Origin of the sequence: Enterococcus casseliflavus NBRC 100478 (assembly GCF_001544095.1) — a bacterium.
GTDB lineage: Bacteria > Bacillota > Bacilli > Lactobacillales > Enterococcaceae > Enterococcus_D > Enterococcus_D casseliflavus.
Window position 1 is genome coordinate 41,839 of sequence record NZ_BCPT01000015.1, and the last position, 14,590, is coordinate 56,428.

Here is a 14,590-nt window from a genome sequence, read left to right on the forward strand (position 1 = left end):
GGATGTAATCTGCAACTTGCGCTTCTGTTGTTTTCTCGATAAACTGAGAAAATAATGAGAACGGGGGATGATTATGGATAACTTAGACCGCAAGATACTGAACATCATGCAGCAAAATGCCCGAGTCACTGTCAAACAGATCGCAGAGCAATGCTTTATTTCATCGCCATCTGTTTCTGTGCGGGTACAAAACCTTGAAACCCTTGGGTATATCCGTTCTTATCAGGCACTGATCGACTACCAAAAACTTGGTTATCTGATCAAAGCGTATGTCCATTGCGCAGTGAATGCCAAAGATAAAGAAGCCTTCTATGCCTATATCGCAGACATCCCAAATGTGATCGAGTGTGACTGTATCACTGGAGATTATTCTATGCTCTTGAAGGTTTATTTTAGTGATACGGTCGTCTTGGATCGGTTTATCACAGATTTGCAATTTTATGGGGATACCAAAACCCACATTGTATTTTCAACGAATGTCGGACCACGAGGGTTGCAAGTGCCAGTCGATGACCAGTGACCCCTGTATATAAAAAAAGCGTGCCTGTCTATGTGAGATAAGCGCGCTTTTTGGGTTTTCAGAATTGATATCCTCGAGAGGGAACTGGCGTCGAGAAAACGATTTGGGTGTTGGTTCGACCGAATTTTTGCAAGTCATTGATAAAGCTGTCCAATGATTTGGTAGAAGGGAAAACGACTTTGATTAACATTGAATAAGGGCCGGTGACACAATCACATTCCAACACATTGGGGATCACCTGTATGAAAGGATAGAAACTTGCTTTTTGCTGTGGTTCGATCGACAGGTGGATAAATGCTTTGATCGGCAAGCCGGCTTGTTCATAGTCAATCGTCGCTTGATAATACAACAATTGCTCGGTTTCTTCTAAATGTTTTATTCGTTGGGAAACAGCAGGTGCAGTGATGAATAACGCTTCACTTAACTTTTTGATCGATAACCGACCATTTTGCTGCAACAGATTCAACAACTTTTTATCTAGTTCATCCAAATACTTTCCTCTTTTCTGTTTTTGTACTGTTTCTCTTTGTTTTTCAAAGTGAAAGGAATCAATTTCAAGGATTAACAAAGAGATGGCTGAAAAGGCTCGTGTCTTTTTCTCTTATGTGATATTTTATCACATATAATACAAAAAGGGGCGTTTAAATCATGATGAGGATCGAATCAGATACAATTGGCAGTCTACCTATATACGAGGGGGCTTATTATGGTATTCATAGTTATCGCGCAAAAGAAAATTTTGCTTTCACTGATCAAAAAGTTGATCTGACGATGATCAAACAAGTAGCACGTATCAAAGCCGCAGCTGCGCTAGCCAATCAACAATCTGGCACGCTATCCAAAGAAAAAGCACAAATCATTGTGACTGCTGCGGAAGAAATCATCATGGGCAAGTGGGATGAAGAATTTATTGTTGATACATTTCAGGGGGGAGCAGGAACATCCACCAACATGAATGTGAATGAAGTGATCGCCAATCGCGGGTTAGAATTGATGGGGCATAAGAAAGGGGAATATCAATATCTTCATCCTTTAGACGATGTCAATCAAAGCCAATCCACCAATGATGTCTATCCTAGTGCTGGGAAACTGGCTTTGCTTGTATATATTGAACAATTGGATGAAGCGCTGGTACAGTTGATTGACAGATGGCATATGAAAGCGAAAGAAGTTCAGCACGTGGCAAAAATGGGGCGAACCCAACTGCAAGAGGCGGTGCCAATGACAGTAGGGGAAAGTTTCGCTGCATATGCCCACAGTTTGACGCGTTGCCGTGAACGGCTGCACCACTTATCGGCAGAACTATTGACCTTAAATATGGGTGGGACAGCCATTGGGACAGGTCTTAATGCGTCCTATCGCTATCAAGAATACCTCTATCAAGAATTGAACCGACGTTTTCCAAGACCCTTACGGCCAGCGAATGACCTGATTGATAGTACACAGCATACCGACAGTTTCGCCTCGATTTCAGGTGGATTAAAAACGATTGCCATCACATTGAACAAAAGCGCCAATGATCTGCGTCTCTTAGCCAGCGGTCCGCGAACTGGTTTTCATGAACTCAACTTGCCAGCAAGACAAGCAGGCTCATCGATCATGCCGGGCAAAGTTAATCCAGTCATTCCAGAAGTTATCAGTCAAATTGCATTTCAAGTGATTGGAAATGACGGTGCCATCACCTTTGCGGCAGCTTCCGGAGAATTGGAATTGAATGTTTTTGAGCCGGTGATGTTCCATAATTTATTTGAATCATGTCAACTGTTGACCAAAGCGTGTCAAATTTTTGCCGATAAATGTGTGGCAGGTATTACCGTCAATGAAACAGCTTGTTTGAAAGCTGTAAATAACAGTACAGGGACTATTACAGCCCTTTCACCGCAAATTGGTTATGAAAAAGCCACTGCTTTTGTCAAAGAAGCATTGGAAAAAAATTGTTCCATCGAGGAGCTATTAAAGCAAGAAGAATTCTTGCGGACAGAAACTTATCAGTAAGGAAAAACTGAAATATCCATATACCTAAAAGCCTAAAAGCATAAAAAAATAAAAAACTTATCTGTAGTAGGGATTTGTGTCTGGTAAAAGACACTCAATCTCGCTGAGGATAAGTTTTTTAGATTTTTGTCAATGAGTCAAACAAAAGTATGGTAATCCATCTTAAAATTTATATAGACAGAATGATATTCAGTTTAACTCAGGAGAGTGTAAAATATTTTGTGTAAATAGAAAAAAGGAAGTCCCTTCTGTAGAATAGAGTTACCACAACACATTCACAGAAGAGAGGACTTCCCTATGAACGATTTTACTACAGAAATTCTAAAGACTCTAGCGAACAAAGGCGATTTGAATGAATTATTCCGTGTCCATTTGGAGAAAGCAGTCAATACGCTTCTCAAAACGGAGTTAACGGCTTTCCTAGATTACGAAAAGTATGATCGCATTGGTTTTAACACGGGTAATTCTCGTAACGGCTCCTATGACCGTACGGTCAAGACCGAGTATGGGGAACTTCATCTCCAGATTCCGCGCGACCGCAATGGTGAGTTCAAGCAACAGACTGTTCCTGCTTATAGACGGACGAATGACACGTTAGAGGAGACCGTCATTCACCTCTTCCGAAAAGGTATTACCATGTCGTAAATCGCAGACTTGATTGAGAAAATGTATGGGCATCACTACACGCCCCAAACCATGTCCAATATAACAAAATCATTTACAGAAGAGGTAACGGCGTTTAAAGGGCGGGAGCTTCATGACCGTTATGCTGCTATTTATATGGACGCAACGTATATTCCGTTAAAGCGGAAAACCGTCGCCAAGGAAGCTATTCATATCGCAGTTGGCATTCGCCCGGACGGATCAAAGGAAGTATTGAGCTATGCGATTGCACCGACTGAATCCATCACGATTTGGGAGGAAATTTTATTGGACCTTCAAGAGCGCGGTTTGAAAAATGTCCTCCTGTTCATCACGGATGGCTTAAAGGGGATGGTAGGAGCGATTAGTCGGTTCTATCCCAAAGCTCGTTTTCAACATTGTTGTGTACACGTTTCCCGTAATATCAGTCACAAAGTGCGTGTCGATGATCGTAAGGAAGTCTGTGATGATTTTAAAATGGTGTATCAAGCCTCATCTAAAGAGGTGGCGTTGGAAGCACGTGGTGCTTTTGCGGAAAAATGGAAAACCAGCTATCCAAAAGTGGTTGAATCGATTCTTTCGAACGATCACTTGCTCACTTTCTATGATTTCCCCTTGGCCATACGCAAGAGTATTTATTCTACGAACTTGATTGAATCCTTTAATAAGCAAATCAAGAAATACAGCCACCGCAAGGAACAGTTCCAAAACGAAGAGTCGATGGAACGTTTCTTAGTCTCGTCTTTTGATACTTACAACCAAAAATTCCTAGGTCGCAGTCATAAAGGCTTTCAACAGGCCGAAGGCGAACTTGAACAAATGCTAAGCCAACTGATTGAGAATTAGAAACAATCTGCAGTAGGGAAGAATCATTTACACAAAATTATTGACGCTCCCCACTCAAAAAAGTGCATATAAGCTTTTCAATGTATTAAATAATAAACTTCCTATTGTTTTTGTAGGTGATTTTGAGAATATAATTAATAATGAAAATGACTATCTAAGAAAGATTATTGATCAAAGGGTTGAACTTCCTTATGTTTTACATCCTCAAAAAATTTGGGGAGACTATTTTGAAAGATTGGGTACTATCTTTGATTTAGAAATTAAAGAAAGCTTAGCAACAATATTTATAGAAGATAATAGAAATTTACGTGACTTAGATCAATTTAGTTTTTACCTAAAACAAGAATTAATAAAATACAAGAAGCTAGGACATACACAAATTGAACAACAATTGGCAATTATTTATTTGTACTTATTTTATCCAGATAAGTACAAAGATACCCTTAAATCAAAAAAATTTTTAGGATCTGTGGAGTATCAAAAATATAAGAATGATGAAAAAAATCCTACACGTAGTTACCAAAAAAAAACTGAAGACTTACTTTCAGATATACTTGAATATAATCAAAATTATCCCCAATGCTTCATTGATAATCCTGAGGGCTATTTTATTTATGAAAGTATCTCTAGCTTATCCATTGTAGACTGTGAAGAGATATTAAAAGATTCGGAACTTCTGAGAAAGAATATAAAAGGAGTAGAATCTTTTAATGACGATTTTTTCCATTTCATTAGAAGTAGGTTTGAAAATTTTGATTCTACTATGAGAGATAACTTATTACATCTGTCATGAGTTGACTGCAGAATCAGAAGATCTTGAAGTAACTGTCACTTATTCGCCAAACATGATCGAATCTACGGAGACCAAAGAGGTCAAGCAAACGATCCATTATGTTTATGAGGACGGTAAACAAGCCGCGTCAGACAAGACGGACACTGTGACTTTTACACGGACAGTGACAACGAATGAAGCAACAGGTGACAAAACTTTTAGTGAATGGCAAGCCAAAGATGATGATACAACGTTTGATGAAGTGAAAAGTCCTGAAATCAAAAACTATCACGCAGACAAAACAAGCATTGAGGAAGTCACAGGTTTGACAGCAGAGGACAAAGATCGCGAAGTGACTGTCACTTATTCGCCAAACATGATTGAATCTACGGAAACCAAAGAAGTCAAACAAACGATCCATTATATGTATGAAGACGGCAAAGAAGCCGCGTCAGACAATGTAGACACGGTCACGTTCACACGCACAGTGACAACGAATGAAGCAACAGGGGAAAATACCTATGGAGAATGGCAAGCCAAAGATGATGATACAACGTTTGATGAAGTGAAAAGTCCTGAAATCAAGAACTATCACGCAGACAAAACAAGCATTGAGGAAGTCACAGGTTTGACAGCAGAGGACAAAGATCGCGAAGTGACTATCACTTATTCGCCAAACATGATTGAATCTACGGAAACCAAAGAAGTCAAACAAACGATCCATTATATGAAGGCAGTGCTGTTTTTAAAAATAGCTACAATCCCGCAAAAGGAAGTGCGGTTCTAGAAGCAAGTAAAGAACTAACTGGCAAAGCACTAAGTGCAGATGAATATCGATTCCAGCTGTTGGACGAACAAGGGGAAGTGCTCCAAACCAAGACCAATGATGCCAACGGAAAAATTTACTTCGATGCAATCGACTATGACCAAGCTGGCACATACAAGTATACGATCCGAGAAGTCGTAGGGACAGATAGCACGATCACCTATGACCAAACAGAATACCATGTAACCGTAAATGTGGAAGACCAATCGGGGCAATTAGTGGCAAGTCCAAGCTATGAAGGCAGTGCTGTTTTTAAAAATAGCTACAATCCCGCAAAAGGGAGTGCGGTTCTAGAAGCAAGTAAAGAATTGACTGGCAAAGCACTAAGTGCAGATGAATTTCAATTCCAGCTGTTGGACGAACAAGGGGAAGTGATTCAAACCAAGAGCAATGATGCCAACGGAAAAATTTACTTCGATGCAATCGACTATGACCAAGCAGGCACATACAAGTATACGATCCGAGAAGTCGCAGGGACAGATAGCACGATCACTTATGACCAAACAGAATACCATGTAACCGTAAATGTGGAAGACCAATCTGGACAATTAGTGGCAAGTCCAGCGTACCAAGAATCGATTATTTTCAAGAATACTTATGTATCACCAAAACTTGGGAAAGTAACTCTAAAAAAAGTAGACAGCGAAACAGGAAAACTACTGGCAAATGCAGAGTTTGAGCTGCAAGATTCGAAAGGAAATATTGTACAAAAAAACATAGTTACGAGCAAAGATGGAAAGGTTGAGATAAGTAATTTAGAAGTAGGAGAGTATCAGTTGATTGAAACCAAAGCACCGAGTGGTTATCAAATTGATAAAACACCGATCAAATTTTCAATAAATGATCGCTCCACTAATATATCGAAGCCAAAAGTGTTAGAAAAAGAAAATAAAAGGATAAAAAAATCAGACAGTGCTGCTCTGCCTAAGACAGGAGAAACTGCAGATCAACGATATGTTCTCGTTGGATTGTTTTGTATTATTGGTTTCATCTTGTTAATGATATTTAAAATTTTAAAGGTCAAGAAACAATCTTAATCTTGCATACTATGAATGAGAAAAAGAGCTATCAAATAAGATTAGTCATATCAACAAAAGGAGCTGGATTCCCCAGCTCCTTTTATAATTGCTTTATACAGCTCAAAAAGTGGTGATAGTCACTATTTTGCAGGATTGCTTGTTGAATATCTTCACGATCCATCAACTCTAATAAAAGACTATAGATTTCTTCGGTATCTTCATATTCGTCTTTTTGAATCGCAAAGAGAAAGACGAATTTAACCAAATCACCATTTCCCCAATCAACGCCGTCAGGAATGATCGCCACTGAAACGGCTGAGCGTTTTGCCATCAAGGTCATGGGATGGGGGATAGCAAGCCACTCGTTAATATTGGTCTGATTGATTGCTTCTCGTTTTTTCACACTGTCATAAAAATCTTGGGGCACAAAATCTTTTTGGTACAGTTGCTGCGCCATTTTCTTTAGTAAGGTTTCTTTATCTGCATGATTTTCATGAAGAAAAAATGCTTTTTGAAACAATGAATAGATACCATCTTTTGATTCACTGAGCGTTTCAATGAACGGTTCGATTTTGCCAATTTCTTTATCTAGCTTGGCCATGTTGATGTAAATAGAAGGAACCGAGAACTGTTCTAATGGAACGGTTGTGATCACAAAATCAATGGCAGAAAGATCACATTGTTGTAGCTCGACGTAAGAAAAGCGATCAACGACTTCGATCGTTTCTTGATAGTGCTTGATAATTTTTGCTTCAATAATACGACTCATGGCTCGACCGGTTCCGCAAACAAGGATGACGCGATGTTTATGATGATTTCTGATGGAACTCCTTTCCATAGCACCTGCGATGTGCAAAGCGATATAGCCGATCTCATCAGGAGAAAAATAAAAACCGTGTTTCAGGCTTACCGTTTCTAAATGAGTCAAACATAAATCATAAGCCTGTGGAAAAGATTTTCTGATCGTTGCCAGCAATGGATTGCTACGGCGTGCATCCATTAGATTCATGTTGATAAAGCCCTCAATATGAGATGTCAAATCGTCTATTAGCATCTTGTCTGTCTCTAACGCATAGTTTGACGTCTGTTTGATCGCAGTTAATAATTCTTCCACAATGGCTTTCGCAGTTTTCGTGGAAGAATCGCTTGCATCGCCTGTTTCAACTAAACGTGGTGCATTCATCGCAAGATAGTAAATGAAGTATTGTTTTTCTCCAGCAGTCAATTGTATATCAAATGCATGATCGATTTCTTCTAAGAAGTGACCAACAACTTTCTGGGCGTCTTCTTTGAGCGCGGGCACGTGCAAGGGAAATTCGTTGATCTGATGGCCAGCTATAAAGCGACTGATTGCTAAAGCAAAATGAGAAAGAATGTTTTTATGATAGTAGTCAGAGTCTAACAAGTCTAAGGGCGCCAGATGATTTAATGACAATTCTTGCAAGCGGGTCAGATCAATCGTATCAAACAACTCAAGTTCCATTTCCGTAAAACCCACCAAATACTCTTGGAGATCTTTTTCAATCAAAAGATCACTGATTGCTTGTCGCTTGGCGAATTCGTTACCCAAGACTTCAAAGCCAATATTTGGACGATTTACTATTTTTAATTGATAGGTCGCTAAATTGTCTCGAGCCGTTTTTAAGTATGAGTAAAAGGTGTTTTTACTAATAAATAATCGATCAAGAAAATCATCTAAGGATAAAGGGTTTTCATTCTTAAATAAAAGGAAAAGTAGATAGGCTTGTCGTTCTTCACTCGTAGTTAGAAAGGACTCGGTAGTCGACATACTTTCAGTCCACCAGTCATGAAATCGTTCTTTTGAACCAATAGACAACAAATAGCCTTGCCCTCGAATCAACTTGATGGAGGCACCCACATTTGTTAACAAATCATTCAAATTTGCAATGTCGGTCCGAACCGTTCGCTCAGAAATCGAGAAGCTTTTTGTTAACTCCTTCATTGGTAGCGGCGCCGTTTGTCTAGTTAATACTTCCATTAGATCATCTAATCGTTGATAAGCAAGTTTTGACACTTGTTTCACCTCCGTGCTCTTTCTCATCATACAATAGAAAGAATAAGAATGAAATGCTTCACCAGTACCGAAAATTTCCAGAAGAGTTGGCAATCATTTTGGAAAACGCTTTACTAATGATTGCCACTTGAATTGGAAATTTGTTGTGTTTACATCGTGAATTAGAAACCGTAAATTAAACGTGTACAGAAAATAAACCACACGAATTACGCTAATGGTTTCATAATAAAGGAAAGGAGCAGATGAGATGGATTTTCAGAAAAAAAATATTCTCTTGAATGTGGCTGTTACATCAAAAGAAGAACTGTTTCACGTAATTGCGCATCATGCCTATGAATCAGGGATCGTTACCAATGCAGCAGATACATGTGCGGCATTCATTGAACGGGAAGCACAATATTCAACCGGCTTACAAGAAGGCTTTGCTATTCCACATGCAAAAGCTGAACCCGTTTTGGAACCGACCGTTTTGTTTATTCGTTTAGAGCAAGCCATCGAATGGGAAACCTTCGATGATTCAGCAGTCAAAAATGTGTTTGCTTTGATGGTTCCTAAAAAAGATGAAGGAACGGTGCATCTGCAAATGTTGAGTCGCCTAGCAACCGCATTGCTTGAAGAGACATTCATCCAGCAGATTCAACAATCAGAAGACAAAGCTTATTTAGCAGAATTGATCAAAAAGGAAATGATGGGAGAGAAAATTGTATGAAAATAGTAGGAATTTCCGCCTGTCCAGCTGGATTGGCACATACACCGATGGCGGCAAAAGCTTTAGAAAAAGCTGGTGTGAAACTTGGCTATGAGGTCAAGATCGAACAGCAAGGCTCATTAGGGCAAGTCAATGAGATCACTGCAGCCGAAGCAAAAGAAGCGGATTTCTTGCTTTTAGCGACTGACCAAAAAGTTGTTGGGATGGAACGGTTTGAAGGAAAACCGCAAATTCGAGTAAATATCAATACGTGTATCAAGGCACCGGAAGCGGTGCTGAAGAAATGTGTAGCTGCTGTTGAACAAAGAAACGCAAACTAAAGGAAAGAGGCAAGGATGATGAAAAGAGTTCTAGCAGATTTAAAAGGCCACTTGATGAGTGGAATTAGTTTTGTACTGCCATTGATTATTGGTGCTTCACTGGTTGTTGCCATTCCGAAAATGATTGCTCTTGGTATGGGGATCACAAGCTTAGATCCTTATGCTGACACGGAAGGCTTTAAACATGCGCTTTATTTGATTGAACAAGTAGGGTGGGCAGGAATCGGCTTGATCAATACTGTCTTGGCTGGTTTTATCGCGTATTCTGTTGGAGATAAGGCTGCGCTAGGTGCCGGCTTTATCGGTGGTGCAGTCGCTTCTAGCACCAATGCTGGGTTTTTAGGGGCAGTTATTGCTGGGTTCTTAGCAGGATACTTAGTGAAGTGGGCGAAAGAACATATCAAATTACCGGAGTCGTTTGCTGGGGTGATGCCGTTGGTAATTTTACCTTTGATTGCTACATTGTCCGTAGCAATCGTCATGGGCGCCTTACTCTCTGAGCCCTTGGCGTGGATCAATACTAGTTTGGTTGAATGGATCCGAACCATGATTGAAAATGACGTTAACAAAATTTTACTGGCATTCATCATGGGGGCAATGATTGGCTCTGACTTAGGGGGACCTGTAAACAAAGCTGCTTGGATGGCAGGAAATGTGTTACTAGCGGAAGGAGTCTATTTACCAGCCATCATCGTGAACGTTGCGATTTGTGCGGTACCATTTGGATATGCCTTAGCAACTTTGTTCCACAAAAATCGATTCAACAAAGAGCTACTGGATGCTGGGCGTAATAACTTTATTATGGGGTTCATCGGAATCACAGAAGGAGCAATTCCTTTTACATTAGTCAATCCATTACGGCTTGTGCCGATCAACATGTTGGGAGGTGCAATTGCTTCTGGTTTGGGGATCGCATTAGGAATGTATGACAAAATGCCACCAGTTGGGGGAATCTACGGCTTCTTCACTGTTGGAAACGGTTGGGCGTATTTGATTGGACTATTTGCAGGAGCAGCCTTCATCGGTTTTGTCGCGCCTTTATTCGTGAATTTCAATAAGCAAGAAGAACAAACAGAAGATATTGCCCTCGATGATATTGAAGTGAGCTTTGAAAACTAAGTAACAAGGCTGATTAGCTAAATAGTAGCAAAAGAAAAGGCACGAGCAGGTGATTTTTCAAGAACGCTTTAAGGTATCTGACAAGGACAAGACTTGGGGAAGAAAACAAGAGTATTTGAAGAGAAACGATTTTCAAAATTCGAAGCATTTATGTAAGGATCAAATGATGCGTACCAGATGGTAAAAAAATTGAGAAAAATTAATAGGCACGAACGACACCCATCGTTACGTGCCTTTTTTAATCACGGGAGAGGAATGATTGAATGAAAAAAACAGTACATGTCGTACCCCACAGTCATTGGGATCGCGAATGGTATTTTACGACGAGTCGCTCGAAAATCTATTTGATGCACGATCTAAAAAACTTCATTGAACAACTAGAAAAGGATGATCCTTATGAAAGTTTCATTTTAGATGGACAGGCTTCTCTGTTAGATGATTACTTGAAATGGCGCCCACAGGACAAAGAAAGGATTCAACAACTTGTTCAACAAGGAAAATTGATCATTGGCCCATGGTACACACAAACCGATCAATTAGTGATCTCGGGAGAAAGCATTGTTCGTAATATGTTATATGGCATGAAAATTTGTGAAGCATTCGGAACCTACATGAATGTCGGCTATGTGCCAGATTCTTTCGGACAAGCAGCTAGTATGCCACAAATCTATCGTGAGTTTGGTATCACAGACACAATGTTTTGGCGCGGTGTCAGTGATGACGATGTTAAACACACAGAGTACAAATGGCGTGGAGAAGATGGTTCTGTGGTCAATGTTTACCAGATCCCAAGTGGGTACTACATTGGCGGTGCCATTCCTGAACGAGAAGCAGAATTAGCAGAGTTCTTACATCAAGAACCGTTTAAAACGACTTGGGGGCGCAGTGCAACGGATCAAGTGTATTTTCCAAATGGTTTCGACCAAGCACCAGTTAGAGAAAATCTTCCAGAATTGGTTGATCGAATGAATCAACTGTATCAGGATGAGTATGAGTTACAATTTTCAACGATCGAAAAATACATTGCTGCGGTCAAAGTACGCCATCCTGAGTTGGAAGAAATCGCTGGTGAACTGATCAACGGCAAATTGATGCGAATTCACAAAACGATTTTTTCTTCACGTCCTGATTTGAAGGCGATGAACACACAGATCCAACATTACTTAGTCAATGTCATGGAGCCTATCTTAACCATGGCTATGCAATTAGGATTTGAGTACCCCGTAGAAACAGTCATAGAGATTTGGAAGTTAATGTTTGAAAATGCGGCGCATGATTCGATCGGTTCTTGTGTTTCTGATACGACCAACGAAGATATCTATATGCGCTATAAGCAAGCGCGAGATATTTCTATGAATCTTGTCGAATTGATGTTACGACAGATTTCTACTGCAATCAACAACCCACAAGCAAAAGAAATTACTTTTACGCTTTTCAATACCTATGACACAAAACGTAATGGGGTGATCGAAGCAGAGGTTTATTTGCCGCAAAAAGATTTTGCGATCCTTGACCAGTCAGGTCAGGCGTTACCTTATACGATTTTAGAGCTTACCGACCAAACGGAGTATGTGTTGAATCAGGGGAACATATTAGATCCAGTCAAGGAGATCTATTTGCCGGAGAAAGTCTATAAAGCAAAGATTGCCATAGAAACGACTGATGTGCCGAGTATGGGGTATACCCAGCTGACAATTGATTTAAAAGGTGATACAAGCGCACCATTGCAGGAGATTACAACCAATACGATCGAAAATGAGTACTATCAGATCACTGTCAATAGCAATGGCTCGTTAGATATTCTAGATAAAACCAATCAGGTGCTTTATCAAAATCAAGGGATCATTGAAGAAAATGGCGACGATGGTGATTCATTCAATTATTCACCACCTGTGAAAGATTTTGTGATTTCATCAATTGATGCGCAACCAACGATCTCGATTCAGCAATCAGCAATCTACCAAAAGATTGATGTGGTATTCACGCTGAGGGTTCCGAAGGATTTAGCTGAACGTGCAGAAAAGAAGGTCTCGGCTTCACTACCGATCCAATTGACGATCGTGTTGAAAAAACAATCGCAACAAATTGATTTCAACTTAACGGTTGAAAACCAACAAGTGGATAGTCATCGGGTATGTGTGCTATTTGATACCGGAATTGCCTCGAAATTTTCGCTGGCTGACCAACAGTTTGGCACGTTGCAGCGCCCTGTTGTGTTTGAAAAAGAAATGGCTCTTTGGGAAGCTAATAAAGAGCAATGGAATGAGCAGCCGATCGCCATAGAAACTTGTCAATCGTTTGTCGGTTTATTCGATGCATCCCATGGCGTAGCAGTCATGCCCAAGGGTGTACGTGAATATGAGATCGTGGGGAAAGCGTTTGATACGATTCGCTTAACGATTTTCCGAACCTATGGCTTCATGGGGAAAGAGAATCTACTGTATCGACCAGGGCGTGCTTCAGGAGAATCAGTGATTGCGACACCAGCTGCGCAGTGCCACAAAACGATGCATTTTGATTTCTCTGTTGCTTACTTTGCTAAAGGATTTGATCAAGCAAATGTTGCACAGAGTGCCAAACAAGCAGTAACACCGATCACTCTTTATCAATCCGCAGAATTCCTGAATTCCCGCTTGATATTTACTTTAGGACCGGTTGAACCAACCTTACCGGCAAACTTTAGTCTTTTTGAGATCAATGGCAATTTGACCCTGAGTGTATTGAAAAAAGCCGAAGATCGTCTAGGTTATATTTTGCGTCTATACAATGGGCTTTTAGATGAAGGTGGACACGCAACGATCACATTCAACCATCCAGTGAAGTTAGTAGAAACAGTCGATTTAAAAGAAGCTACAAAAGAAGCACTGGTTGTGGAAAAGAATGTAGTCACTCTTGAAAAGATAGGCCACGCAAAATTTGTGACATTGTATGTAGAGTAATTGCTACTGAGAAAAAGTCACGCGAAGCGGCGAGTCCGCTTGTGCCATAGAAAAGTGAAAAAGGTTCGTAAGTCTTATCAAAGTATTTACGAGCCTTTTTTAATACTAATGCGAAACAGACGAGAATCTTTGTAGGTTGAATGCCAATAGCGAATGTATACCTAAGCCATCCTTTCCAAGGTATGCAAAAATCTCTCCTCTGTACGAGTTGCACGAAAGGAGGAAAGTCAGAAGGCAGCTTGTCGGTTTTCTTTTAATTCTTATTTCCATCTCAGTTTATGTAGTTTTTGGTATTTCACATCAGCGGCGCAGAACGGGCTTTCTTGACAAATAAGCATTCTAAAAATATAGTTGAGTCAAAAGCTGCAAGACAGGAGAATATCATGAAAATTAGAGCCGCAGCATTGTCTGATCATAAAGAACTAACTCATTTGTCGAAAGTACTAGGCTATCCAATCGAAGAAGAAGTATTGATCGAAGGCCTAAAGAGAATTTTAGCTGAGGAGGATCATCTCTTGCTTGTTGCCGAAATAAAGGGTAAAGCAGTTGGGATGATTGAAGCACAGCCGTATTCAACAGTTTATTCTGCTGGGCAATTTTTTAATGTCCTAGGTTTGGTAGTGGATGATCAAGTGCAAAAGCAAGGCGTTGGCGGGAAACTACTGTCGGCAATTGAAGAAGAAGCCCGACAGCGAGGAATGCAAGGCATTCGATTAAATTCGAATGTTAAACGCCATGCTGCTCACAGGTTTTATGAAAATCATGGTTACCACAGCAGTCATGAACAGAAACGGTTTATCAAGGAATTATAAAAATACAAAGACGCTGGAGGAGTGACAAACGACACT

General features: G+C 40.2%; 12 protein-coding genes and 1 pseudogene. 11 read left to right on the top strand and 2 right to left on the bottom strand.

The features are described from left to right. The first annotated feature begins 73 nt into the window (after positions 1 to 73). Complete coding sequence (locus tag ECA1_RS12755; RefSeq protein WP_005470356.1) at positions 74 to 520, top strand: Lrp/AsnC family transcriptional regulator; 447 nt, start codon at positions 74 to 76, stop codon at positions 518 to 520. Between the two features lie 58 nt (positions 521 to 578). On the opposite strand, the gene ECA1_RS12760 is transcribed toward ECA1_RS12755, so the two are convergent. Next, entirely contained in the window at positions 579 to 1,010 is a 432-nt protein-coding gene (locus ECA1_RS12760; protein WP_060792675.1) for an Lrp/AsnC family transcriptional regulator, read from the bottom strand. A 158-nt stretch (positions 1,011 to 1,168) separates the two neighbouring features. Between ECA1_RS12760 and ECA1_RS12765 the strand changes: the two genes are divergently transcribed. From ECA1_RS12765 to ECA1_RS17885, 5 genes and pseudogenes are all read left to right on the top strand, one after another. After that, a complete protein-coding gene (locus tag ECA1_RS12765) occupies positions 1,169 to 2,515 on the top strand; it encodes an aspartate ammonia-lyase (RefSeq protein ID WP_081091743.1) in 1,347 nt (448 codons plus the stop codon). Positions 2,516 to 2,812: 297 nt separating this feature from the next. Then, positions 2,813 to 4,003 (top strand): annotated as a pseudogene (locus tag ECA1_RS12770) (IS256-like element ISLgar5 family transposase). Positions 4,004 to 4,043: 40 nt separating this feature from the next. Then, on the top strand, positions 4,044 to 4,796 hold the full coding sequence (locus ECA1_RS12775) for a hypothetical protein (protein WP_060792676.1): 753 nt from the start codon (positions 4,044 to 4,046) through the stop codon (positions 4,794 to 4,796). Position 4,797: 1 nt separating this feature from the next. Continuing rightward, positions 4,798 to 5,562, top strand: a complete 765-nt coding sequence (locus ECA1_RS12780) for a mucin-binding protein (RefSeq protein ID WP_060792677.1) — start codon at positions 4,798 to 4,800, stop codon at positions 5,560 to 5,562. Next, entirely contained in the window at positions 5,463 to 6,638 is a 1,176-nt protein-coding gene (locus ECA1_RS17885; RefSeq protein ID WP_255209323.1) for a Spy0128 family protein, read from the top strand. The genes ECA1_RS12780 and ECA1_RS17885 overlap by 100 nt, the downstream gene beginning before the upstream one ends. An 82-nt stretch (positions 6,639 to 6,720) precedes the next feature. Here ECA1_RS17885 and ECA1_RS12790 read toward each other — a convergent pair whose 3' ends face one another. Beyond that, positions 6,721 to 8,655, bottom strand: coding sequence for a BglG family transcription antiterminator (locus ECA1_RS12790; RefSeq protein ID WP_060792678.1), 1,935 nt, complete (start codon positions 8,653 to 8,655; stop codon positions 6,721 to 6,723). A gap of 247 nt (positions 8,656 to 8,902) precedes the next feature. On the opposite strand from ECA1_RS12790, the gene ECA1_RS12795 reads away from it, so the two are divergent. From ECA1_RS12795 to ECA1_RS12815, 5 genes are all read left to right on the top strand, one after another. Beyond that, complete coding sequence (locus ECA1_RS12795) at positions 8,903 to 9,364, top strand: PTS sugar transporter subunit IIA (RefSeq protein ID WP_005225261.1); 462 nt, start codon at positions 8,903 to 8,905, stop codon at positions 9,362 to 9,364. Beyond that, positions 9,361 to 9,684: a PTS fructose transporter subunit IIB gene (locus ECA1_RS12800; RefSeq protein WP_005225262.1), complete on the top strand. Its 324-nt coding sequence runs from the start codon at positions 9,361 to 9,363 to the stop codon at positions 9,682 to 9,684. The genes ECA1_RS12795 and ECA1_RS12800 overlap by 4 nt, the downstream gene beginning before the upstream one ends. A gap of 18 nt (positions 9,685 to 9,702) precedes the next feature. Further along, positions 9,703 to 10,803, top strand: a complete 1,101-nt coding sequence (locus ECA1_RS12805; protein ID WP_060792679.1) for a PTS fructose transporter subunit IIC — start codon at positions 9,703 to 9,705, stop codon at positions 10,801 to 10,803. Between the two features lie 263 nt (positions 10,804 to 11,066). Next, positions 11,067 to 13,742, top strand: a complete 2,676-nt coding sequence (gene mngB / locus ECA1_RS12810) for a mannosylglycerate hydrolase (RefSeq protein WP_060792680.1) — start codon at positions 11,067 to 11,069, stop codon at positions 13,740 to 13,742. Positions 13,743 to 14,125: 383 nt separating this feature from the next. Then, complete coding sequence (locus ECA1_RS12815) at positions 14,126 to 14,554, top strand: GNAT family N-acetyltransferase (protein ID WP_005225265.1); 429 nt, start codon at positions 14,126 to 14,128, stop codon at positions 14,552 to 14,554. Positions 14,555 to 14,590 lie beyond the last annotated feature (36 nt).